At 62.2% G+C, this 22,755-nt stretch carries 19 protein-coding genes; 10 read left to right on the top strand and 9 right to left on the bottom strand.

All coding sequences use genetic code 11. From position 1 onward, the window contains the following. Positions 1-33 precede the first annotated feature (33 nt). On the top strand, positions 34-219 hold the full coding sequence (locus tag C6558_RS29170; RefSeq protein ID WP_025424668.1) for a hypothetical protein: 186 nt from the start codon (positions 34-36) through the stop codon (positions 217-219). 225 nt (positions 220-444) lie between these two features. After that, the gene (locus C6558_RS29175) at positions 445-1,938 is read left to right on the top strand and encodes a sensor histidine kinase (protein ID WP_025424669.1); all 1,494 of its coding nucleotides are present in this window, start codon (positions 445-447) and stop codon (positions 1,936-1,938) included. A gap of 39 nt (positions 1,939-1,977) precedes the next feature. Here C6558_RS29175 and C6558_RS29180 read toward each other — a convergent pair whose 3' ends face one another. From C6558_RS29180 to C6558_RS29190, 3 genes are all read right to left on the bottom strand, one after another. Continuing rightward, entirely contained in the window at positions 1,978-2,658 is a 681-nt protein-coding gene (locus C6558_RS29180; protein WP_025424670.1) for a response regulator transcription factor, read from the bottom strand. Between the two features lie 452 nt (positions 2,659-3,110). After that, entirely contained in the window at positions 3,111-4,280 is a 1,170-nt protein-coding gene (locus C6558_RS29185) for a GTP-binding protein (RefSeq protein WP_057217891.1), read from the bottom strand. A gap of 12 nt (positions 4,281-4,292) precedes the next feature. Then, the gene (locus tag C6558_RS29190; RefSeq protein ID WP_025424672.1) at positions 4,293-5,363 is read right to left on the bottom strand and encodes a D-alanyl-D-alanine carboxypeptidase family protein; all 1,071 of its coding nucleotides are present in this window, start codon (positions 5,361-5,363) and stop codon (positions 4,293-4,295) included. A gap of 191 nt (positions 5,364-5,554) precedes the next feature. On the opposite strand from C6558_RS29190, the gene C6558_RS29195 reads away from it, so the two are divergent. Both C6558_RS29195 and C6558_RS29200 read left to right on the top strand, forming a co-directional pair. Next, positions 5,555-6,718, top strand: a complete 1,164-nt coding sequence (locus C6558_RS29195) for a M20 aminoacylase family protein (RefSeq protein ID WP_025424673.1) — start codon at positions 5,555-5,557, stop codon at positions 6,716-6,718. 22 nt (positions 6,719-6,740) lie between these two features. After that, entirely contained in the window at positions 6,741-7,205 is a 465-nt protein-coding gene (locus C6558_RS29200) for an Lrp/AsnC ligand binding domain-containing protein (RefSeq protein WP_025424674.1), read from the top strand. 76 nt (positions 7,206-7,281) lie between these two features. On the opposite strand, the gene C6558_RS29205 is transcribed toward C6558_RS29200, so the two are convergent. After that, positions 7,282-8,331: an NAD(P)-dependent alcohol dehydrogenase gene (locus C6558_RS29205; RefSeq protein ID WP_025424675.1), complete on the bottom strand. Its 1,050-nt coding sequence runs from the start codon at positions 8,329-8,331 to the stop codon at positions 7,282-7,284. A 221-nt stretch (positions 8,332-8,552) separates the two neighbouring features. Here C6558_RS29205 and C6558_RS29210 point away from each other — a divergent pair, with 221 nt between their 5' ends. After that, the gene (locus C6558_RS29210; RefSeq protein WP_025424676.1) at positions 8,553-9,494 is read left to right on the top strand and encodes an AraC family transcriptional regulator; all 942 of its coding nucleotides are present in this window, start codon (positions 8,553-8,555) and stop codon (positions 9,492-9,494) included. A gap of 34 nt (positions 9,495-9,528) precedes the next feature. Here the strand turns inward: C6558_RS29210 and C6558_RS29215 are convergent, their stop codons facing one another. Beyond that, a complete protein-coding gene (locus C6558_RS29215) occupies positions 9,529-10,011 on the bottom strand; it encodes an Lrp/AsnC family transcriptional regulator (protein WP_051509126.1) in 483 nt (160 codons plus the stop codon). A gap of 79 nt (positions 10,012-10,090) precedes the next feature. On the opposite strand from C6558_RS29215, the gene C6558_RS29220 reads away from it, so the two are divergent. Beyond that, positions 10,091-13,147 (top strand): aminotransferase class III-fold pyridoxal phosphate-dependent enzyme, encoded by a 3,057-nt coding sequence (locus tag C6558_RS29220; RefSeq protein WP_057217892.1) that lies wholly within the window; start codon positions 10,091-10,093, stop codon positions 13,145-13,147. Between the two features lie 109 nt (positions 13,148-13,256). Continuing rightward, positions 13,257-14,267: an amino acid ABC transporter substrate-binding protein gene (locus tag C6558_RS29225; RefSeq protein WP_025424679.1), complete on the top strand. Its 1,011-nt coding sequence runs from the start codon at positions 13,257-13,259 to the stop codon at positions 14,265-14,267. A gap of 509 nt (positions 14,268-14,776) precedes the next feature. On the opposite strand, the gene C6558_RS29230 is transcribed toward C6558_RS29225, so the two are convergent. From C6558_RS29230 to C6558_RS29245, 4 genes are all read right to left on the bottom strand, one after another. Further along, a complete protein-coding gene (locus C6558_RS29230) occupies positions 14,777-15,664 on the bottom strand; it encodes a branched-chain amino acid ABC transporter permease (RefSeq protein ID WP_025424680.1) in 888 nt (295 codons plus the stop codon). A gap of 25 nt (positions 15,665-15,689) precedes the next feature. Beyond that, positions 15,690-16,427, bottom strand: coding sequence for an ABC transporter ATP-binding protein (locus tag C6558_RS29235; RefSeq protein WP_107028043.1), 738 nt, complete (start codon positions 16,425-16,427; stop codon positions 15,690-15,692). Positions 16,428-16,519: 92 nt separating this feature from the next. After that, entirely contained in the window at positions 16,520-17,683 is a 1,164-nt protein-coding gene (locus tag C6558_RS29240; protein ID WP_025424682.1) for an ABC transporter substrate-binding protein, read from the bottom strand. 34 nt (positions 17,684-17,717) lie between these two features. Further along, complete coding sequence (locus C6558_RS29245; RefSeq protein ID WP_025424683.1) at positions 17,718-19,595, bottom strand: ATP-binding cassette domain-containing protein; 1,878 nt, start codon at positions 19,593-19,595, stop codon at positions 17,718-17,720. Positions 19,596-19,773: 178 nt separating this feature from the next. On the opposite strand from C6558_RS29245, the gene C6558_RS29250 reads away from it, so the two are divergent. From C6558_RS29250 to C6558_RS29260, 3 genes are read left to right on the top strand one after another with little or no spacing between them, the layout of a single operon-like run. Then, positions 19,774-20,655 (top strand): MurR/RpiR family transcriptional regulator, encoded by an 882-nt coding sequence (locus C6558_RS29250; RefSeq protein ID WP_025424684.1) that lies wholly within the window; start codon positions 19,774-19,776, stop codon positions 20,653-20,655. A 42-nt stretch (positions 20,656-20,697) separates the two neighbouring features. Beyond that, the gene (locus tag C6558_RS29255; protein WP_025424685.1) at positions 20,698-21,360 is read left to right on the top strand and encodes an isochorismatase family cysteine hydrolase; all 663 of its coding nucleotides are present in this window, start codon (positions 20,698-20,700) and stop codon (positions 21,358-21,360) included. Positions 21,361-21,396: 36 nt separating this feature from the next. Further along, positions 21,397-22,743, top strand: a complete 1,347-nt coding sequence (locus C6558_RS29260; protein WP_057217897.1) for a glutamine synthetase family protein — start codon at positions 21,397-21,399, stop codon at positions 22,741-22,743. The last annotated feature ends 12 nt before the right edge of the window (positions 22,744-22,755 follow it).

A 22,755-nucleotide genomic window follows, 5' to 3' on the forward strand; every position in this document is an offset into this window, starting at 1 on the left:
TCGTCGCGGTCCTCAGTGGAGCGGATGAGGGCGATGAAGCGCAAAATGGATCGGAATATCGTCCGCGGTTGCGAACTGGCCAGCCACCCCTATGAGCAACGGATCGTCATTCTCGAGCGGAACGGTGCTATCGCCACCCCCGGTGATCAGGTGAGACCATGGTGGAAGAATTGGACGCGCAGCGAAGCCGTCGTCAGCGCGACGAATAACGTCGTGTGATTTTCGCGACCAAAGGCCCGTTCGACCACCGACTAAGGTCCCCTAGAGTCGGACCTTAGTCGCCGCTAGATTTTGCAGGATCGTACAGAGTGAATGTCTGCCAAACTGACAACCAGCGTGCGAAATCCGATTTATCGCGTTTTTTGCCTGTGATGCCGGAATTGGCGGTCGCATTTTTAAAGAACAGGGAACATAAAAACACTAGCAGGTGATCGGGCAAATTTCATGGACTCCGTTGGGAACGACACAGAAACCGCCAAGCAAACCTTCCTGCTGAACCTGCGCCAGGCAGCAACCTTGAGAAACCTGCTGTCGACATTCCAGCGACTGCGGCTTGAGGTGCAGTTCATCATCATTGCCTCCTTCGTCGTTGTGGCGTTGATGATCGCACTCGCGGTCTGGACGACGAACCGTCTGGAAAAGACCGTCTTCAATAGCGTCGGCTCGCTCGGCGCTGCCTATCTCCAGACATTTGTTGCGCCGCTGATCTCCGAGGAGGACATCAAACGCGGCGTGCTGCCGCCATTCGTCGAAGACAAACTCAAGCAGCTGCTGGGCACCAGCGCGCTCGGCCAGCATGTCCACGAGCTGAAGATCTGGGGGCCAGACGGAAGCCTGATGTATTCGACTTCGGGCAAGGAGATCGACGAGGAGGTTGTCTTCGAAGAGCTACAGCGCGCCTTGGCGGGCGAGATCGTCGTTTCGCGTACGATGATCGAGAAACACGAATACACCGGTGACGAGCAGCGCGGCATGTACATCGAGGTCTACGCCCCGCTCGTGCGAAACGAAGCCGGCAAGGTGCTGTTGGTCGGTGAATTCTACGAGCGCCCCGATTTCCTGGTGGGCGAACTGTCGACGGCCTGGCGGGAGACGATCAGCATCGTGCTTCTCGTCTCGGTCCCGATGCTGGCGCTCCTCTTCCTGATCGTTCGTAGCGGCAGCCTGCTCATCGATCGCCAACACGCCGCCATCCGCCACAGCCTGCGACGCGCGCTGGAACTCTCCAACCAGAACCGACGGCTGCGTGGGGCTGCGGAAACGGCGCGGCTCGAGGCCGGCAAGCTCAATGAGATGATCCTCGACCAGATCGGTACGGATCTGCACGATGGTCCGGTCCAGCTGTTGACCTTGCTGAAGCTGAGGCTGAGCGATATGGCCACGCAACCGATCGGCGGCCAGTCAGCGGATCCGGTAAGGCGGCAGGATATCGACAAGCTGGTCAGTACGGTTACGACGGCACTTGAGGAGCTGAGGAACATTTCGACCGATCTCGTGCTGCCGGAGCTCGACGACATGTCGCTCAGCGACACGATCCAGCTTGCGGTAAGGCGGCACGTGGATGTCATCGGCCGCGAGATCGATGTTGTCGGACTGATCGCCTCGCAGACGGTCGATCCACACCTCAACATCTGCGTCTATCGTTTCATCCAGGAAGCCCTGATGAACAGCGAGCGACATGCGCCGGGCAACCGCCAGCACCTGCGCTACGGCACGCGCCATAACCGCCTCTTCATCACCGTGGCCGATGTGGGCACCGCACCATCGACGACTGTGTCCGTGCGCAGCACCGGCCGCACAGGGCTCGGCACCATCACGCAGAAGCGCCGCATTCGCGCATTTGGCGGTCGCATGCGTACCATCCGCCGGGCGAGCGGAACGGTGGTAACAGCGGTTCTGCCACTCGATCACAGCGGCGGCTCGTTCGATCGTCACTAGAGCATGTCGTCACCGCAAAACCGCTTTGCGCGACATGCGCTAGTTGATGCGCCGTGATGCGCTGCGTTCGGCAGAGCCGTCCGGCAACACATCCAGGCGCTGCGCCGCCAGCACCACTTCCACACGGTTCCTGACGTCGAGTTTCTGCATCAACACCGTCATGTAATGCTTGACGGTCTTTTCGCTGATATCGAGGCAGGCCGCTATTTCGCGGTTGGTGCTACCACGCATGAGATGGCGAACGATCTGCTCTTCGCGCAGGCTCAGGCGTCGTTGTGCCTGGGATCGCCGACGGATTTCCGCTGTCTTCATGGCCATGATGACCTTGGTCGCGAACCCCGCCGTGATGAACGTTTCACCGTCATAGACCGTGCGTATGGCCTCGTGCAGGTCGCTGGCGCTGCTGCCCTTCAGCACATAGCCAGAGACCCCGTAGTTCAGGACTTGTATCGCGGTTTCAATGCTTGAATTTGCGGTGAAGACGATGATCCGCGTGTCTTTGTATTTTTGCGTAACCAGCTCGATAGCCGCAATGGCATCGCCGGGCATGCTCAAATCGAGCACGAGAACTTCAGGTGAAAATTCTTCAACTATTTTCAAAGCATCGACCGCGTTTTCGCCCTTCGCGACGATCTCGAGGTCACTTTTTCCAGAATATAAGCTGACCAGTCCTTCCAGGAGGATCGGATGGTCGTCAACAAATGCAACTGATATCGACATGGTCGTTGCTCTCCCTCCGCAACAAACATGCTAGTTCATCAGATCAGTGTTTTAAAGAAGACACTAACTTCTAGTTAATTTGGCAAGCACAGAAATATCGGTCCGACGTGGCGAAAGCCGCGGACTAAACATCGACAATACCGCGCAAATACTCGCCCTTTTTGATTTAAGAGGCCGACAAGCACCGTATGGGAAAAACCGGACAAAGGTTCGTTGACTTCAATCTTTACAGGCAGTTATAGATCTGACACCGCGTGTTGATTGGTGAATCCACGCGTCCATGGCACAAACATCGCCATTCTCAGAGCGGTTTCGGCAAGTTAGAAGTAAAGCCAAAATATTAGCCCAAAAATGTTTATGCGCCTGCTGAAACATCACCCGAAAGTACTACAGATTTTAACCGTTTCCCGCGCCATTTGCAGCAAAAGACGGCCGGCGTCACGCAAACAATTCTAGAATTTCATTCCAGGCACCACGAGAGGATTATCGGAAAGCGCCTGCGCGTCGGGACGATCAATGCGTGGCTTGCCCGTAAAGGCATCGAAAAGGTCGCGCACGAATGCTTCGCTCAACCCCTTGGTGATCAGCACCATACGCGTGCGCCGATCAGCCGGATCCGGCCAGACGGACAGCCGCTCCGGCGTGTGAAAGACATTCTGCACGCCATGCAGGACCAACGGCCGCTCCGGATTGTCGGAGACTGCGACAATCGCCTTCATCCGCAACAGCTTCTCGCCATGGGCCGAGCGCAATAGATCGATGAACATGTCGAGCGCCATCGGCTCGATCGGCCTGTCATGCACGATGCTGAACGAACGGATGTCCGCCCCGTGGCGCGTCGCATCGTGATGATGGTGGTGGTGGTGGTGGTGGTGGTGATCATGATCGCGATGGTGGCCGTGGTCGCCGTCATGATGATGCTGATCGTGGAGATGATGCCCATGATCGGCTTCGTCCTGCAGCCAGCGGCCGACATCGGCGATCTTCGACGCCGGGTCGTAAAGGCCGCAGGCAAAGAGCGCGCCCCGCCCTGCTTCGGGACTGTCGCCATCAATGAACGGCGCGCGCGGATTGAGCGCCCGCAGTCGCAACCGTAACTCGTCCAATTGTGCCTGGTCGGCAAGGTCCGCCTTGCTGATGACGATGCGATCGGCGACCGCGACCTGCTTCAGAGCTTCCTCGTGGTTGGCAAGCGTCTGCAGCCCGTTGACCGCATCCACCACAGTCACCACGCCATCGAGACGAAAACTCTGGGCAATCACCGGGTTGCCGATCACCGATTGCAGCACCGGCGCCGGGTCGGCAAGTCCGGTCGTCTCGATGACGACGCGCTTCAGCGGCTTGATCCGGCCGGTCTGCATCCGGTCCATGAGGTCGGCAAGCGTATCCACCAGCTCGCCGCGCACCGTGCAGCACAGGCAGCCGTCGGAAAGCTCGATGACGCCGTCGCTTGAGGCTTCCACCAACAGGTGGTCGATGGAGACATCGCCGAATTCGTTGATGATGACGGCCGTATCCGAGAGATCCGGGTCCTTCAGAAGCCGGTTCAGCAGCGTCGTTTTGCCCGCACCGAGAAAACCGGTCAGGATCGAAACCGGCACGGCCGGCAGTGGGCTAACCATTGGAAACTCCGATCAGAGGCTCGGCCGCGGCACCGGGATCGGCACATTGGCGACATCGCCCTGGCCAGCCGGATCGGCGCCCACCTTGGCCAGCTTGTCGCCGCTGCCGGGGATGAGGCCGGCAAAGGCCAGCTTCAGCGGACGGCCGATCTCGTGGATGAACGGCGAGAGCAGCTTCTGCCGCCCGGCTTCGTCACGCCCTTCGCTGCGCACCTTGGCTGCCGCTTTCGAGCAGATCTGCTTGCTGACATCGGCAACCAGGTCGCGCGTTTCACCATAAGGCGCGATCTGTACCAGCGACGGCTTGGCTGTTCCCGATGTCGTCAGCGCCGTCTGCAGCAGGCGCGCGGATTCGTCGGCACGGGCGCCGAGGCTGTCTTCGCCAAGCACGACGGAAACGACGCTGCGGCCATCACGCGTCGCCGAGGAGACCTGGTTGAAACCGGACGCGCAGATGAAACCGGTCTTCATGCCGTCAGCGCCTTCGAACCGGCCGATCAGCATGTTGTAGTTCGCATAGTCCTTCTTGCCGGTGGTGAACCCTTCCAGCGAGAAATAGGACGCGTATTCGGGAAACTCGCGCTTCAGCGTGATCGCCAGCACGGCAAGGTCGCGCGCGGTGGTGTACTGGCCGGGCCCCGGCAGGCCGTTGGCATTGATGAAATGCGACGACGTCATGCCGATGCGGCGCGCTTCGGAATTCATCCTGTCGATGAAGGCGGGCTCGGAACCGCCAACGGTTTCGGCGATCGCCACGGCCACGTCGTTCGCCGACTTCACCAGCATCATCTTCAGCGCGCTGTCGAGCGTCATCGCCTGGCCGGGCTTGTAGAACATCTTGCTCGGCGGCTCCGAAGCGGCGTTCTTGGTCATCACCACAGGGCTTGTCAGCGCCAACTGTCCCGACTTGATCGCCCGGAAGGTGGTATAGGCCGTCATCAGCTTGGTCAGCGACGCCGGATACCATTTCTGGAAGATGTCCTGATGCTCGTAAACCTTCAACGTATTGACGTCGACGACGAGCCGCGGATTGGCAACCGCCGGCATAGCCATGAGAAGGCTCGCGCAGGCACCGGCCACGATACCCACTGCTCTTGCCTTGCCTCGCATGAAAAATCCTGCTGTCACCACCATAGTCCTCGAAATTCCGCTGTTGCCTCGTCTCGTCCGGCTATTTAGCCTATATGGCGAGGAGATGGCAAAGCCCATTCGTTGGCTGCTGCGCCAATCCACCGCAGATAGATGTGATCGAACAGACCGACAGGACTCAACTCATGCCGATTCTCAACCGCGCCGCCGAACTGCAAAACGAAGTCACCGAATGGCGGCGTCATCTGCACAAGAACCCCGAGCTCCTGTTCGCGGTGGAAAATACGGCAGCCTTCGTCGAAATGAAACTGAAGGAGTTCGGCGTTGACGAAATCGTGACCGGCCTTGGTCGGACCGGCGTCGTCGGCCTGATCAAGGGCAATCTCGGTGCTGGCCGCACCATCGGCCTGCGCGCCGACATGGATGCGCTGCCGATCACCGAGACATCAGGCAAGTCCTGGGCGTCGGAAACTTCCGGCAAGATGCACGCCTGCGGCCATGACGGCCACACCGCCATGCTGCTCGGCGCGGCCAAATATCTGGCCGAGACCCGCAACTTCGCTGGCAGCGTCGCGGTCATCTTCCAGCCGGCAGAAGAAGGCGGCGGCGGCGGCAACGAGATGGTCAAGGACGGCATGATGGAGCGCTTCGACATCGCCGAAGTCTACGGCATGCACAATATGCCTGGCATGCCCGTCGGGCATTTCGGCAGCCGCGTCGGCGCGATCATGGCCTCGACCGACGAGTTCACCATCACCATCAAGGGCCGTGGCGGCCATGCGGCCCAGCCGCACAAGACGATCGACCCGATCGTCATCGGCACGCAGATCGTCACTGCATTGCAGACAATCGCGTCGAGAACGGTCGATCCGCTCGCTTCCGTCGTGGTCTCGGTCACCAAATTCAACGCCGGCTTTGCCCACAACGTCATCCCGGAGGAGGCGGTGCTCGGCGGCACCGTGCGCACCCTGAAGCCCGAAGTGCGCGATATCGGCGAGACCCGCATCCGGCTGATCGCCGAAGGCATCGCCGACGTCTATGGCGCAACCGTCGATGTCTGGTACAGCCGCAACTATCCGGTGACCGTCAACCATGAGGACGAGACGGGCTACGCGCTGAAGGCAGCGGCGGAAATTGCCGGCGAAGGCAATATCAGGCCGTCGCTCGATCCGATGATGGGCGGCGAGGATTTCTCCTACATGCTGCTCGCCCGCCCGGGGGCCTTCATTTTCATGGGCAACGGCGACACCGCCGGGCTGCACCACCCGGGCTATGACTTCAACGACGAAGCGATCCCGCACGGGATTTCCTATTGGGTGAAACTCGCGGAAACGCGACTTGCCGCCTGAGGCGCGAGCGGGAGGCGGCACGATGCATCAGATCGACAAGATAGACCGTAGAATTCTCAACATCCTGCAGGCGGATGGCCGGATCACCAATCTGGAGCTTGCCGATCGCATCGGCCTGTCACCGACGGCAACAAGCGAAAGACTGCGCCGGCTGTTGAAGGAAGGGTATGTTTCGGGCTTCGGCGCCCGTCTCGATCCGCAGAAGCTCGGCTTCGGCCTGCTCGTCTTCATCGAGGTCATGCTCGACAAGACGACGCCCGACGTGTTCGATCAGTTCGCGATCGCGATCAAGCAGGCGCCGGCGGTTCTCGAATGTCACATGGTCGCCGGCGGCTTCGACTATCTCGTCAAGACCCGCTTCGAGGACATGGCGGCCTACCGCAATTTCCTTGGCCAGGTGCTGTGGACGCTGCCGGGCGTCAAGGAAACCCGCACCTATGCTGTCATGGAAGAGATCAAGAACGACGGGCCACTGCCGCTCGTCTGAGACCAAATAAGAATGACCCCGGGAGCCGATGGGATCCCGGGGCAAGCACTTTAGTACGGCACCCCTGAACCCGCGCTTACGCCGCGTCGAGCGACGCCATGTCGATGACGAAGCGGTAGCGGACGTCGCTCTTGACGACACGCTCGTAGGCTTCGTTGATCTCCTGGATCTTGATCGTTTCGATCTCCGAGACGATGTTGTGGGCGCCGCAGAAGTCGAGCATTTCCTGGGTTTCCTTGATCGAACCGATCATCGAGCCGGAAATGCTGCGGCGGGCCGGAACCAGCGCGAAGGCATGGACCGGCACGGCATTTTCCGGAATACCGACCAGCACGAAATCGCCGTCGACCTTCAACAGGTTGAGATAGGCGTTCCAGTCGATCTCGGCTGCGACCGTGCAGATGATCAGGTCGAACTGGCCCTGAAGCGTCTTGAAGGTTTCCGGATCGTTGGTGGCGAAGTAGTGGTCGGCACCGAGCTTCAGCCCGTCTTCCTTCTTCGACAGGCTTTGGCTGAGCACCGTCACCTCCGCGCCCATGGCGTGGGCGATCTTGACGCCCATATGGCCGAGACCGCCCATGCCGACGATCGCGACCTTCTTGCCGGGACCGGCCTTCCAGTGACGAAGCGGCGAATAGAGCGTGATGCCGGCACACAAAAGCGGTGCCGCCGCGTCGAGCGGCAGGTTTTCCGGGATCGACAGGACATAGCCTTCCTTGACGACGATGCTGTCGGAGTAGCCACCCTGCGTCGCTGTCTTGCCGTCGGCCTCGACGCCGTTATAGGTCACCACCAGACCTGGCATGTAATGCTCCAGATCGACGTCGCGTGTCGCGCAGGTGGTGCACGAATCGACGAAGCAGCCGACGCCGGCGCGGTCACCCACCTTGAATTTGGTGACCTTGGAGCCGACGGCGGTGACGATGCCGACGATCTCGTGGCCGGGGACCATCGGGAAGGCCGAGTTGCCCCATTCGTTGCGTGCCTGGTGAATGTCGGAGTGGCAGACGCCGCAATATTTGATGTCGATCACCACGTCGTTGTCGCGCGGCTCGCGACGTTCGAAGGTGAAGGGCGTCAGCGGTTTCGACGCGTCGGTCGCCGCATATCCTCTTGCAATGGCCATCAGTCTGTCCTTCAATTTTGGGAGATGCGAAATGACCGGAGCGTTACCGGCAGATCGCAGGCAGGGACTATGCGTTCGCGATCGGCAAAAGCGTTATCGCGATCCTGCAAAGTTTTTGCCCGATCCTGCAAGAATGAAAAATATATGATGGCAATAGCGCTTCGAAGCCTTATCTGAGCATTGCCGCACACAATGCTAAGCCGCTGGAAAGACCACAGAATATGACAGCCACGCGACAGACTGCCAGACAGGACATGATCGACGTCATTGCCCGGATCACCGGGAAGGACGGCGACCACCAGACCGCAATCCCAGGTTTGAGCATTCATCGCCATTCCGGCGACGCACCCGTCAATTGCGCGGCCTACAAGCCGAGCCTTGCGATCATCGTCCAGGGCGCCAAGCGCGTGGTACTCGGCGACGAGACGCTGATCTATGGCGCTTCCGATTATCTGCTGACGTCGATCGACCTGCCGGTGTTGTCGCAGGTCTGCAAGGCTTCGGCCGACGAGCCTTATCTCAGCTTCGCCTTCCAGATCGATACGGCCAAGATTCCGGCATTGCTCGACTTTCTGGCGCAGGGGCATATGCCGGCCTCCGCCTCGCCGCGCGGCATGACGGTCAGCAAGATCACACCTGACCTCGAAGATGCAGCACTCAGGCTCTTGCGGCTACTCGACCGGCCCGACGATATTCCCGCACTGCTGCCGCTGGTCGAGCAGGAAATTCTGTATCGCCTGGTGACCGGCCCGCACGGCCACCGGCTTCGCCAGATGGCAACAGTCGAAAGCCAGCCGCATCAGGTCGGCCGCGCCGTCGCCTGGCTGAAGGAGCACTATTCCCGGCCGCTGCGCATCGACGACCTAGCGAGCCGGGTCTCGATGAGCGTTTCGTCGCTGCACCACCATTTCAAGGCGATCACCGCAATGAGCCCGCTGCAGTACCAGAAGCAGTTGCGGCTGCAGGAGGCGCGGCGGCTGATGCTGGAAGAAAGTCTCGATGCCGGAGATGCCGGCCATCAGGTCGGCTACGAGAGCCAGTCGCAATTCAGTCGCGAATATGCCCGCCACTTCGGCGAGCCGCCGTTGCGCGACATCGGCCGCGTGCGCCGTACGTTGGTCGAGCGCTTCTCCGGCGAGGCGGAGATGCTGAGCGAGGGGTGATACGCCTCAGGTTCTTTCGATATCCCCGGGAATATCAGCTACGCTCGATATCCCGCCTGAGCACGATCGACGTCGTCAGATCCTCGACGTTGTCCATGGTCGCCACTTCGTTGCGCAGTTCATTCAGCGCGTTGATGGAGCCGACCTCGACCTCGACGACCAGATCGAGCTGGCCGCTGACGGAGGAAACCTTGCGCACGGAAGAAAAGCCGGCGAGCCGGTCAAGCACGCCGATCGACGGCGTACGCTGCAGCGTGACGAGCAGGAAGGCCTGGATCTGCCCCTCCTCCAGCTGGCCGATATCGGCGCGGTAGCCGCGAATGATGCCCGCCTTTTCCAGGCGGGTGACGCGCTCCGTCGTCGCACTTCGGGAAAGCCCGATCCTGCCCGCCAGCGACTTCATCGGGATGCGCGCCTCCCGCGACAGGATGCTGAGGATCGTCCGGTCGATCGCGTCGATGTCCTGCATGATTTCCGCCTCCGAGCGCGCCGACAAGATGACGGTTATTATAAACATAATGTCGGTGCAACCGGCATAATGCCGGATGCATGCGTCGGCCGCTCGTGCAACTCTGCCTCTCAAGACGAGGGTTCCCATGAACGACATGCTGAAGACGACACCAGACTTTTCTATCGACGCTGCGTCAGCACTGCTGAAGCAGCATTACGGCCTTTCCGGCACGCTGTCGCTGCTGGCCAGCGAACGCGACCAGAACTTCAAGGTCGAGGCCGCCGACGGCGCCACCTATATCCTGAAGGTCGTCAATGCCGCCGAGCCCGAGGTCGAGAGCGACTTCCAGACGGCGCTGCTCAGCCATGTCGGAACCTTTGCCGCCGAATTGCCGGTGCCGCACATCAAGCCGACATTGGCCGGCACCAGCCTTGCCGGAACCACCAGCCAGCACGGCGTCAGCCACAGGCTGCGCCTCGTCAGCTGGGTCTCGGGCAACCCGCTCGCCGAAACCGGCCGCAGCACCAGTGCGCTCCAGTCGCTCGGCCAGATGCTCGGCCGCTTCGACGCCTCGCTGAAAGGCTTCATGCATCCGGGTGCGTTGCGCGACCTCGACTGGGACATTCGCAAGGCCGGCCGTTCCAGGGACAGGCTGAACCATGTAACCGAGCCGGATGACCGCGCATTGCTGGAGCGTTTCCTTGTCCGCTTTGCAAAGTCGGTGGAGCCGAGGCTGGCGACACTGCGGTCGGCTGTCATCCACAACGACGCCAACGACTGGAACGTACTGGTCGACAAATCAGATCATGACCGCATCTCCGGGCTGATCGATTTCGGCGACGCACTCTATGCGCCCGTCATTGCCGAAGTCGCCATTGCCGCCGCCTATGCCGGTCTCGACCATCCCGACCCGATCGGCGCCACCGCCGCCATCGCCCGCGGCTTCCACGCGGAATATCCGCTGCTCGAAGAGGAAGTCGATCTTCTCTTCGACCTCATCGCCATGCGGCTCGTCACCTCGGTGACGATCTCGGCCTCGCGCCGCGCCCACACGACCGACAATCCTTACCTTGCCATCAGCGAAAGGCCAGCCTGGACGCTCTTGCGCAAACTCGACCGGATGAACCCGCGCTTTGCCACCGCGATCCTGCGCAAGGCCTGCGGCTTCGAGGCAGCTCCGGGAACGCGCGGCGTTACCGCCTGGATTAGCGAAAACCGCAAGGCGCTCGCGCCGCTGCTCGAACGCCCGGCCGCGACCTACCCAGCAGCGCTCGTGCCCTACGGCGACCCTGATCATCCGATGACGGTGAAATCCGCCGGTGAACAGCCGGATGAGGCCCAGGCGATCTGGGAAGACTATTGCCGCGAAAACGGCGTCGATCTCGGCATCGGCCCCTGGGGTGAGGCGCGCACCGTCTATGCCGGCGAAATGTTCGTCTCACGGCTGGTCGAGAACACCCGCCGCACCTGCCATCTCGGGCTCGACCTGTTCATGGCAGCCGGCACCAAGGTGTTCACACCGATCGCCGCCACCGTCGTCAGCGTCGAGATCGAGGCGGACCCGCTTGGTTACGGCTGCCTGATTGCGCTTCGCCACGAACCCGAGGGCTGCCCGCCCTTCGTGTCGCTCTGGGGTCATCTGGCGCACGAGACAATGGGCCGGATCAAGGCTGGCGACCGGCTCGAAGCCGGTGCGCTCGTCGGCGAAATGGGTGCTCCGATGGAAAACGGCGGCTGGGCGCCGCACCTGCATTTGCAGCTTTCCATCGACGCAAACCTTTCGGCGACCGAAATCCTCGGCGTCGGCGAACCGCAATATCTCGACGTCTGGGCCGAGCTCTTCCCCGATGCGCGCACCTTCGCCGGCATTGCCGAGGAGTTTTACGCAAAGAGCGGTCGTGCGCATGACGAGATCGTCAAGCTGCGCAAGGAACTGCTGCTGCCGAACCTGTCGATCTCCTACGAAAAGCCGATCAAGTTCGTGCGCGGCGAAGGCGTCTGGCTGATCGACGACAGTGGCCGCGCCTATCTCGACTGCTTCAACAATGTCTGCCACATCGGCCACGCCCATCCCGCGGTCGTCGAGGCGATGACGAAGCAGGCGGCGATCCTCAACACCAACACGCGCTATCTGCACGACAATATTGTCGCCTATGCGGAACGGCTGACCGCGACGCTGCCGAAAGAACTGACAGTCGCCGGTTTCGTCAACAGCGGCTCGGAGGCAAACAGCCTGGCGCTGCGCATGATGCGCGCGCATACGGGCCGTGAAAACGCCATCACGCTCGACTGGTCCTATCACGGCACCACGCAGGAGCTGATCGACATCAGCCCCTACAAATTCCGTCGCAAAGGCGGCAAGGGCCCGAAACCGCATGTCCATGTCGCTGCCGTTCCCGACAGCTATCGCGCGCCCGCCGATTGGCCGGCAGAAGAACACGGCAAGCGCTTTGCCGAAAGCGTCGCAGAGCAGATCGCGGCCATGCAGGCAAAGGGCGAAGGCCTCGGCTTCTTCATCGCGGAATCGATCCCGAGCGTTGCCGGCCAGGTGTTCCTGCCCGAAGGCTACTTGAAGGAAGTCTATCGCCTGGTGCGCGAAGCCGGCGGCGTCTGCGTCGCCGATGAGGTTCAGGTCGGCTTCGGCCGTGTCGGCAGCCACTGGTGGGCGTTCGAGACTCAAGGGATCGTTCCCGACATCGTCACCATGGGCAAGCCGATCGGCGACGGCCATCCGCTGGCCGCCGTCGTCACCACCCGCGAGGTCACCGACAGCTTCAACAACGGCATGGAGTACTTCAACACCTTCGGCGGAAACCCGGTTTCCTGCGCCGTCGGCCTTGCCGTGCTCGACGTCATCGAGGGGCAGGACCTGCGCGGCAACGCACTTGCTATCGGCAACTACCTCATCGGCTCCTTCCGGGCGATGCAGGCGCGTTACGAGGTGATCGGCGACGTCCGCGGCATGGGGCTGTTCCTTGGCATCGAACTGGTCAGCGACCGCAATACCAAGGCACCCGCCACCGAATTTGCCCGGGCCGTTTCCAACGGCGCCCGCCAGCGCGGCGTGTTGATGGGCACCGAAGGGCCACATGACAACGTCTTGAAGATGCGTCCGCCGATGATCTTCTCGAAACGCGACGCCGATCATCTGCTCGCCGTCCTCGAAGAGACCTTTGCGGATGTGAGCAGGAAGCTCGGTTAAGACCGGGCTCGATACCGCCGAAACGATAGCCAGTTGGCCGGGACGCGCACGTGCCCCGGCAGCGAAGACGCGTGCCTTTAAAACTGCATAACAAGAGGAGAACAGGACAATGAAACTTGGAATTCTAGCACTTGCGAGTGCGGCGTTTCTCGCCGGAACGGCAGCCAGCGCCGCCACGCTTGATGTCGTCAAGGAACGCGGCGAACTTCGCTGCGGCGTCAGCCAGGGCGTGCTCGGCTTTTCCGCGCCGAACGACAAGGGCGAGTGGAGCGGCTTCGACATCGACTTCTGCCGCGCGGTCGCTGCGGCCACGCTCGGCAACCCGGACAAGGTGAAATACGTGCCGCTCTCGACCAAGGAGCGCTTCACCGCGCTGCAGTCGGGCGAAGTCGATCTGCTTTCGCGCCAGACCACCTGGACGCTGTCGCGCGACAGCGATCTCGGCATGAGCTTCGTCGGCGTCAACTACTATGACGGCCAGGCCTTCATGGTGCGCAACGACCTCGGCGTGAAGAGCGTCAAGGAACTCTCGGGCGCCTCCGTCTGCACGGAAACCGGCACGACCACCGAGCAGAACATGGCCGACTACTTCAGCTCCAACAACATCCAGTACCAGGTCATCGCTTTCGAAAAGCCCGACCAGACGATCCAGGCCTTCAACACGGCGCGCTGCGACGTCTATTCGACCGACGCCTCGGCGCTCTACGCCCAGCGCCTGACGCTGAACGACCCGGACCGCTTCGTCGTGTTGCCGGAAGTCATCTCCAAGGAGCCGCTCGGACCGGCCGTGCGCCAGGGCGACGAGCAGTGGTTCAAGGTCGTTCGCTGGACATTGTTCGCGATGATCGAGGCCGAAGAACTTGGTATCACCAAGGAGAACGCGGCCAAGATGCAGGAAAGCGGCACGGTCGGCCAGAAGCGGTTCCTGGGCATCGACAACGAAGCCGGCAAGGCGCTGGGCCTCGGCCCGACATGGGCCTTCCAGGCGATCTCCGCCGTCGGCAACTATGGCGAGGTCTTCGAAAAGCACCTGGGCAAGGACAGTGCGCTCAAGATCGACCGCGGCCTCAACAAGCTGTGGAGCCAGGGCGGCCTGATGTACGCGCCGCCGGCGCGCTGATCGCAGGCAAATCCGGAGAAGGTCTTCCCTCCGGAATTGCGCCAATAAATAGACCAACCAACCATGCGCCGCGGCCCTCACCGCGGCGTTTTTCGCTTCTGGCGTTTGACAAGGGGCGGTTGCATTCTGTCTGTCTGCTCGGAGCGAGGCGTTGCGCAACGCCGCTTGTGGCAGCTTTCCCAAGGGGGATCTGGAGGTTCCGACAAAACGTACGGCGATGATGGACAGCGGACAGTCGACAAGTCAGGCCTCGTCATAGCAGATCGGGAAATCCCGACACCAGCGAAGACTTCCCTCATCCCTGTGCCTGTCACAGGGATCCAGCCAGCCCAAGTCCTTGGGCTGAAAAGTCCTCTGACCCGACCGACGTCGGATCGCTGGATTCCGGCACAAGGCCGGAAAGAGGGCGTGGGGATGCCCCTTTCGTCAAACAGCAGGATCTGTCACCGTCTGACATTTCCGACGCCGGAGCGTTTTTTCTGGTCAACCGACAGGTGGGGCGCAACCCTTCAGAGTTTGACGATCGTCTTGCGCGCAAGCAGCCCCTGCGGCGCGAAGAGAAGCACGCCGATGACGAGCAGGATGGTGAAGGCATCGCGGTAGCTGAGCAGGCTTTCCGGCAGATAGGCCTGCAGGAACACCTCGATGAAGCCGAGCAGGAAGCCGCCGGCAACGGCGCCGGAGAGGCTGCCGAGCCCGCCAATGATCGCGGCGATGAAGGCCTTCAAGACCGGCAGGAAGCCCATCAGCGGATCGACGCTGCCGCGCTGCGCCACCCAGAGAATGCCCGCGACGCCCGCGAGCAGTCCCGAAATGGCAAAGGCGGTCGCAACCACGGCATTGGCGCGAATACCCATCAGCCGGACGATGGCGAAATCCTCCGAAGCCGCACGCATCGCCCGGCCGAGAACGGTGGTGCGCAGGAAGAGGTTGAGCCCGACGAGCATGATGACCGTGACCAGGATCGATGTGCCTTGGATCAGGCCGAGGTGAAGGCCACCGATCTCGATCGTCCCGGAAAAGCTCTCCGGCATCGGCACCGGCTTCGGCCGCGCCGAAATGAAGTTCTGGAAGATGACGCGCAGGATGGCGCTGACGGCAAAGCTGGTGAGAAGCAGCGTCGTGCCGCTCGCGCCCCGCACCGGCCGAAAGGCGATGCGCTCCATCAACATGGCAAGCGCCACCGCGATCATCAGCGCGCCGAAGATGGCGAGCGGAAAGGGCACGCCCAGCAGAAGGGCGAAGCACAGCCCGTAGCCCGCCGCCGTCATCAGTTCGCCATGGGCGAAATTGATCAGCCCCATGATCGAGAAGACGACCGCGAGCCCAAGCGCGAGAAGCGCATAGGTGCCGCCGAGGCTCAGCGCGTTGACCAGCTGCTGCAGGAACATGTCCATCGTTGTGACCTCTTTGCCCCCGGCCTCAAGCGCCGAGATAGGCACCCTGGATTTCAGTTGAATTGCGAAGTTCGGCGGCAGTGCCGGAGAGCACGATGCGCCCGTTCGCCATGACATAGCCCGCGTCGGCGATTTCGAGCGAAAGTGCTACGTTCTGCTCGACGAGCAGGATCGTCAGGCCCTTCTGGCGCAGACCGGCGATCAGGTCGAAGATCAGGTCGACCACCTGCGGCGCCAGCCCGAGCGAAGGCTCGTCGAGCAGCAAAAGGTCGGGCGACGACATCATCGAACGGGCGATCGCCAGCATCTGCTGCTCGCCACCGGACAGCGAACCGGCTTTCTGGCTAAGACGTTCTTTCAGGATCGGGAAACGCGACAGCATGTCCTCGCGCACGTCGGATATCACCCCGCGCGCCTTGTGCATGGCGCCGCCAAGCAGCAGGTGTTCGTCCACCGTCAGGCTTGGAAAGATGCGCCGGCCTTCCGGCGTCAGCGTCATGCCGAGCCTGACGATCTGTTCCGGCGGCAGGCCGGAAATGTCCTGGCCATTGAACGACACCCGCCCCGCCTTCTTTGCCGCCAGGCCCATCAGCGCATTCAGCGTCGAGCTCTTGCCGGCGCCGTTGGCGCCGAGCAGCGTGACGATCTGCCCTTTGTTGACGGTGAGATCGACCCCCTTCAGCGCCTCGACGGCACCATAGGCAACCTTGAGGCCGCTCACTTCGAGCAGGGGCTTCTGAGCGGGAATTTCACTGTGCATCATCGGGGCAAAGTCCTTGCCATGGATTGCGAGACGGCCCTGCAGGCGGCCGAACGATCTCCGGCGCGACGCCGAAGATCGCAAGTGGTGGCGGCTCAGGGGGCCGGAATGTCGGCCGCGGCGGGAACGCCCTGGCTGATCAGCTCGCGGTTGCCACCTCCGATGCGAACCAGCGAGACCGAACGCAATGGCATGCCTTGCGTGCCGGCGTAGCTGATCGGGCCGGTGACACCCTGGACGTTTTCGAGCGAGGCGATGGCGTTGCGGATGGCGACCGGGTCGATGCTGTTGGCTTCGGTCACGGCAGCGTCGATGACCTTGCCGAGGTCGTAGCCGTTGGCAATGTAGACCGTATCCGGCACCTGACCGAACTTCTCCTTGTACTTCACGTTGAAGTCGGCGAGCGGGCTGCCCTCACTGGCAAACCCGGCCGTGGTGAAGACCACGCCGTCGACGGTGGCGCCAAGTCCGAATGTCGTCGGCGAATCGATGCCGTCGCTGCCGAGGATCGGAATGGTGACGCCGGCGCCGCGCAGCTGGCGGATGAAGGCCGGAAAATCGGGCTCGTAGGCAGCCGTCATGATGACGTCGGGTGCCGGATTCATCGCCTTGATCTTGGTGACTTCGGCGCCGAAATCCTGCTGGCCCATGCTGAAGGTGCCTTCGCCCAGAAGCTCGCCGCCCTTGGCCTTGAAGGCTTCGCCGAAATATTCCGGAAGCTTCAGCGTATAGGCGCTATCGGGAGACTTGAGGATGTAAGCCTTCTTGTAGCCCTTCTCGACGGCGTAGGCTGCGAGCACTGCGGCCTGGACGTTGTCGGCGGGATAGTTGCCGAACATGTAGTCGCCGACAGCAAGCGGCATGGTCGGGGTGGTCGCACAGAACGAGAAGGCAGGGATTTGCGCCGCCTGCGTCACCTGGCCGGCGGCGATCGACGGATCGGCATCGCAAGGCGTGATCATGATCTTGACGCCCTGATCAACCAGTTCCTGCGCCACCAGTGCCGTCTGGGCAGCGTCCGAGCGCGTGTCCTTGGCCACCAGCTTGATCGGGAACTTGCCGGCAGCGCCGCCAGCCGCGTTGATTTCCTCGACGGCCATTTCCAGGCCCTTCAGCGACGGCTGGTCATAGGGAGCAAGGCCGCCGGTTTGGGCGGTGGCAAGACCGATGACCAAATCTTCGGCAAATGCCGGCAGCGGCGACAGCGCGAAGCCGCTAAGGATGGTGGTGAGGCACAGTGCCCTGAGATTCGATTTCATCGGTAAGCTCCCTCTTTCTGATTTCGTTTGCTGATCAAGCTGGATTGTGAAGGCTGCCTGTGCCCGGCCGGAGACCGGTGGCCTCGACAACCTCATGCTGCGCCTGCGCTGACGAACGGCGACGGCCGATATAGGCTTCGATCACAGCCGGGTTGGCCTGGATCTCCGCCGGTGTGCCGATGGCGATCTGCTGGCCCTTGTTGAGGACGACGACGATATCGCAGAGCCGCATGATCAGCTTCAGGTCATGCTCGACGACGAGCAGGCCGAGGCGGTACTTCGTGCGGATGCGGTCGAGCACGTGCATCAGTTCCTGCGTTTCGGCAGGGTTCATGCCGGCCGCCGGCTCGTCGAGCAGCAGGTAGCGCGGCCTCAAGGCCAGTGCGCGGGCGATCTCGAGACGGCGTTGCGCGCCATAGGAAAGTGTTCCGGCAAGCTGGTCGGAAAAGCCGTCGAGCCCAACCTCTGAAAGCACCAGCCGGGCGCTTTCCATCGGGTCCTCGCCATTGCCCTTCAAAGCACTCGCCGCCACCGTGACGTTTTCGAGCACGGTCAGGTTCTTGAACAGGCGGATGTTCTGGAAGGTGCGCGCGAGGCCGGCGACAGGAACCGCGTGAACCGACAGCGATGCGATATCTTTGCCGTCGATCAGCACGCGGCCACTCGACGGCGGAACGACGCCGGAGACGCTGTTGATCAGCGTCGACTTGCCGGCCCCATTCGGGCCGATGAGACCGGTCACGAGACCCGGCTTGATCTCGAAATTGGCGTTTTCCAGCGCCACAAGTCCGGCGAATTTCTTGCCGAGATTTTCGACCTTGAGTGTTCCGCCCGGTGGGACCGGAGCAATTTTTTGCGCGCTGTCGGAGGCTGTCGCAGGCTTTGCGGCAAAGCGCTTCAACCAGGCAAGACGCTCATCCAGCTCGCGGACCCCGAAGATCCCGTCCTGGAGCCGATACATCACCACCAGGATCGCAACGCCGATGCCGATATCCGTGAGACCGAAGACGGTCGGAAGCGTGACGAAGCCGAGGTCGACACCGCCTTCGAGTTTGCGCAGAAGCTCGACGATCAGCATGATCACGGCCGTTCCGCCGACCGCACCCGAAACGGTGGTGACGCCACCGAGGATCAGCATGGCGAGCAGCACGAAGGTCAGGTTGAAATAGAAGTCCTTGGGCGAGAAGGCGCCGAGGAAATGCGCCAGCAACGCGCCCGCCGCCCCTGCCAGAATGGCGCCGAGGACCCAGCCGACAAACCGATGAAGCCTGACATTGACGCCGACGGCGGTCGAGGCGATCTCGTCCTCACGTGAGGCCCTCAACTTCAGCCCCGCGCTCGAATCCCGGTAGAGACGGGCGATGGCGATGGCGGCCACCGCAAAAGGCAACGCCACCCACAGATTGACCGCGCGCGGGATGCCGAAGAAGGTCTGGCTGCCGCGGGTGATATCGGTCGAGGCGACCAACACGACATGGACGATCACGAGAAAGCCGAGCGTCGCGATCGAAGCCGATGAACCGGCAAGGCGCGCGACGGGTATTCCGATCAGCACCGCGACTAGCGCCACGACCACCAGCGCCACGGCAAGCGCCGGCAGGAACGACATGCCGATGCCGGCGAGCCATTCCGGCAGGTGCGGCAGCGCCGTCTTCTGGACGATCGGGTTGATGGTGAGAAGGCCGGACGCATAGGCGCCGATCGCCATGAAGCCGACATGGCCGAAGGAAACGATGCCCGAATTGCCAGCATACATGCCGATGCCGAGCACTGCGATCACGTTGATCATGAACAGCGTCACGAGGCGCTCACCGCTCCCCGGAAAAACCAGCGAAGCGACGGCAGCGGCCACCAGCAGCGGCAACGACGTTAAAAGGATACCGACGACGGTTTCTCGCCTGACGCGGACCATCTGCATTCCCCCGAATTGTCGGCCCGCCTTTGTTTTTGGCTCGGGCCAGTTCCCGTAATGAAAGTTATCCCATCGCGATCAAATGTCAATCTTGTTTCAAAAAACATTCTCTGCTAGCAATTATGTAACAAAAATTAGAAATCGGGGTTCAAGCCATCATTTTTGGGAGGCGGAAATCGTGGCAATCCGGGATCGACTGACAGACGGGGCTATTACTTTCACACGATCGGAACTGAAGATCGTGCGGCAGCTCCTGTCGAACTATCCGGCAGCGGGATTGAATACCGTTGCCTATCTGGCTTCGTCGGCGGGGGTCAGCAATCCGACCGTGGTGCGCTTCGCCAACAAGCTTGGCTTCGAGGGCTATCCGGAGTTTCAGAAGGCGCTGCTCGGCGAAGTGCAGGAACGCATGAGTTCGCCGCTGTCGATGCTCGACGAGCGGCGGCCGTCGCTGGAACAGGAGAACTTCTACCAGTACTTCCTGCGCGCCAGCATCCATGCGCTCGAAGCTTCGATGCAGATGCTGCCGTCGGAGGATTTCGAGGCGGCGGTCGATGCGGCGGCAGACACGAGCGCACGAGCGCATTGCCTCGGCGGTCGGTTCAGCGGTTTTCTCGCCGGCCTGCTCTGGTCGCATATGAAGCAGCTGCGCGGCGACACCCGCTGGATCAACGGCAGCCAGGCCGACCAGGTCGACCAGCTCGTCGATCTCGGCAAACGCGACGTGCTGTTCGTCTACGATTACCGCCGCTACCAGAACGACACCATTCGCTTCGCCAAGCAGGCGGCCGCACAAGGCGCACGGATCGTGCTGTTCACCGACCGGTGGCTTTCGCCGATCGCCGAATTCGCCACCGTCACGCTGACGGCGCCGGTCGATACGGTCTCGCCCTACGACACGATGGTGCCGGCGATCGCCCAGACGGAAGCGCTGATCGCCGCGCTGACGGCCCGTCTCGCCACCCAATCGCGCGCCCGCATCGAGAAGATGGAGGAGCTGCGCCGCGGCTACGCCATCACCGAAGACGCTCTCAACCCGAACGTCGACGACGGCCGCTGACTATCTGCCGAAAGGCCAGGACCACAACCGAGGAGAATCCGAATGAGTGCCGTTACAGTGAAGGTCGGTGACGACATGCTGAGGCGCGACAGCGACTACGAGCGCGGCCGCACGTCCGTGCTGTTCGTCGACATGCAGCGCATCTGGTGCGAACCCAATCTCGATCCGACCCACCCGCAGGACGCCGACAGCTACTATCACAAGCGGCTGCGCCAGACGGTGATCCCCAACCAGGTCCGCATCCTCGAGGCGGCCCGCAGTTCCGGCTGCGAAGTGCTGCACACCATCATCGAGAGCCTGACGCTTGACGGCCGCGACCGCTCGCTCGACCACAAGCTTTCCGACATGCATGTGCCGAAGGGCTCGCCCGAGGGCCAGGTCATTCCCGAACTGGCGCCTGTCGACAACGAGATCGTGCTGCCGAAAACCTCTTCCGGCGTCTTCAACTCGACCAACATCGACTACATCCTGCGCAACCTCAACACCCGCTATCTGATCATCGCCGGCGTCATCACCGACCAGTGCGTCGACATGGCGGTGCGCGACGCCGCCGACCGCGGCTATCTCGTCACCGTCGTCAGCGACGCCTGTGCGACCTACAGCCCCGAGCGCCACGAAGGCGCCCTTCGCGCCTATTCCGGCTACTGCTGGACCACCGATACCGACACCGTCGTCAACCGCCTTCAGGGCCTGCGCCAAGCCTGAGCCGCTGCCGAAGATCTTGAGACAAGAGGGGAATTCATGACCGAGACCAACAACGGCAAGGCTCATTCCGCACTGACGGAACTCGCGACCTTCGTCACCACCGACATCGCCGGCATCACCCGCGGCCGCAGCTTTGCCGCTGCACAGATCGACGACTATCTGCGCAAGGGCGTCGGCTGGGTGCCTGCCAATCTGGCGCTGACACCCTTCGACCAGATCGCCGAAAACAATCCCTGGGGCTCGGCCGGCGACCTCAGGCTGATGGCCGACCCCGCCAGCAAGGCGCGCGTCACCTGCCTGCCCGACGTCACCCCGCTGCATTTCTATCACTCCGATATCACCGACCTCAAAGGCGACCCGTGGGAGTGCTGCGTTCGCAGCTTGCTCAAGCGCACGCTTGAGGAATTCGAGCGCGAGGCCGGGCTGAAAGTCATCTCCGCCGTCGAGCAGGAGTTCCAGCTTCTCGGCGTCGACTGGCCCGACGCGCCGTCCTTCGGCCTGCGCGCGCAACGCCGTGCCGAACCCTTCGGCCCGCTGTTGATGACGGCACTGCAGGAGGCGGGCGCCGAGCCGGAAATGTTCCTGCCCGAATATGGCAAGGACCAGTTCGAGATCACCTGCCGCCCGGCGGATGCGCTGACCGCTGCCGACCGTGGCGCCACGATCCGCGCCATCACCAAGGAAGTGGCCGCCCTCTTCGGCTGGAACGCAAGCTTCGCACCGAAGACGAGCGCCAACGGCGTGGGCAACGGCGTGCACCTACATGTCAGCTTCACCGATCTTGACGGCAATCCTGTCACCTTCGACGCGTCGCGCCCGGGTCGCCTGTCGAAGGTCGCCGGGTCTTTCGCCGCCGGCGTTATCCGCCACCTCCCGGCGCTGACCGCCTTCACCGCCCCGTCGGTGCTCTCCTACATGCGGCTCGTTCCGCACCATTGGAGCGCTGCCTATACCTGCCTTGGCGAAAAGAACCGCGAGGCGACGCTCCGCATCTGCCCGACGCTGGATCTGCCCGGCAGCAATCCGGCCAAGCAGTTCAACATGGAGTACCGCGCCGCCGACGCCTGCGCGAGCCCGCATCTGTCGCTGGCCGTCCTGCTCAAGGCCGGCCTCGAAGGTATCCGGGCTGGCCTCGAACAGCCGCCGCTGATCAACTCGGACCCGTCCGATTTTTCCGACGCGGACCAGAAGAAGCTCGGCATCCGCCGCCTGCCTGCAAGCCTGCCGGAAGCGCTCGAAACGCTTGCCGAAGACAAGGTGGTGACCGGCTGGTTCGCCAAGGACTTCCTCGGTTGCTACGTCGCGATGAAGCGCAAGGAAATCGAGATCGTCGACGGCCTCTCCCCCGACGAACTCTGCGCCCGCTACGCGGCCGTCTACTGATACGGATAGGCT

Source organism: Ensifer sp. NM-2 (assembly GCF_003024455.1).
Lineage (GTDB): Bacteria > Pseudomonadota > Alphaproteobacteria > Rhizobiales > Rhizobiaceae > Ensifer > Ensifer canadensis.

Bases quoted from the DNA above. Each gene is read 5' to 3' on its own strand.
- C6558_RS29170 (WP_025424668.1), top strand. From the start codon at position 34: ATGAAGCGCAAAATGGATCGGAATATCGTCCGCGGTTGCGAACTGGCC.
- C6558_RS29175 (WP_025424669.1), top strand. From the start codon at position 445: ATGGACTCCGTTGGGAACGACACAGAAACCGCCAAGCAAACCTTCCTG.
- C6558_RS29180 (WP_025424670.1), bottom strand. From the start codon at position 2,658: ATGTCGATATCAGTTGCATTTGTTGACGACCATCCGATCCTCCTGGAA.
- C6558_RS29185 (WP_057217891.1), bottom strand. From the start codon at position 4,280: ATGGTTAGCCCACTGCCGGCCGTGCCGGTTTCGATCCTGACCGGTTTT.
- C6558_RS29195 (WP_025424673.1), top strand. From the start codon at position 5,555: ATGCCGATTCTCAACCGCGCCGCCGAACTGCAAAACGAAGTCACCGAA.
- C6558_RS29200 (WP_025424674.1), top strand. From the start codon at position 6,741: ATGCATCAGATCGACAAGATAGACCGTAGAATTCTCAACATCCTGCAG.
- C6558_RS29205 (WP_025424675.1), bottom strand. From the start codon at position 8,331: ATGGCCATTGCAAGAGGATATGCGGCGACCGACGCGTCGAAACCGCTG.
- C6558_RS29210 (WP_025424676.1), top strand. From the start codon at position 8,553: ATGACAGCCACGCGACAGACTGCCAGACAGGACATGATCGACGTCATT.
- C6558_RS29215 (WP_051509126.1), bottom strand. From the start codon at position 10,011: ATGTTTATAATAACCGTCATCTTGTCGGCGCGCTCGGAGGCGGAAATC.
- C6558_RS29220 (WP_057217892.1), top strand. From the start codon at position 10,091: ATGAACGACATGCTGAAGACGACACCAGACTTTTCTATCGACGCTGCG.
- C6558_RS29225 (WP_025424679.1), top strand. From the start codon at position 13,257: ATGAAACTTGGAATTCTAGCACTTGCGAGTGCGGCGTTTCTCGCCGGA.
- C6558_RS29230 (WP_025424680.1), bottom strand. From the start codon at position 15,664: ATGGACATGTTCCTGCAGCAGCTGGTCAACGCGCTGAGCCTCGGCGGC.
- C6558_RS29235 (WP_107028043.1), bottom strand. From the start codon at position 16,427: ATGATGCACAGTGAAATTCCCGCTCAGAAGCCCCTGCTCGAAGTGAGC.
- C6558_RS29240 (WP_025424682.1), bottom strand. From the start codon at position 17,683: ATGAAATCGAATCTCAGGGCACTGTGCCTCACCACCATCCTTAGCGGC.
- C6558_RS29245 (WP_025424683.1), bottom strand. From the start codon at position 19,595: ATGGTCCGCGTCAGGCGAGAAACCGTCGTCGGTATCCTTTTAACGTCG.
- C6558_RS29255 (WP_025424685.1), top strand. From the start codon at position 20,698: ATGAGTGCCGTTACAGTGAAGGTCGGTGACGACATGCTGAGGCGCGAC.
- C6558_RS29260 (WP_057217897.1), top strand. From the start codon at position 21,397: ATGACCGAGACCAACAACGGCAAGGCTCATTCCGCACTGACGGAACTC.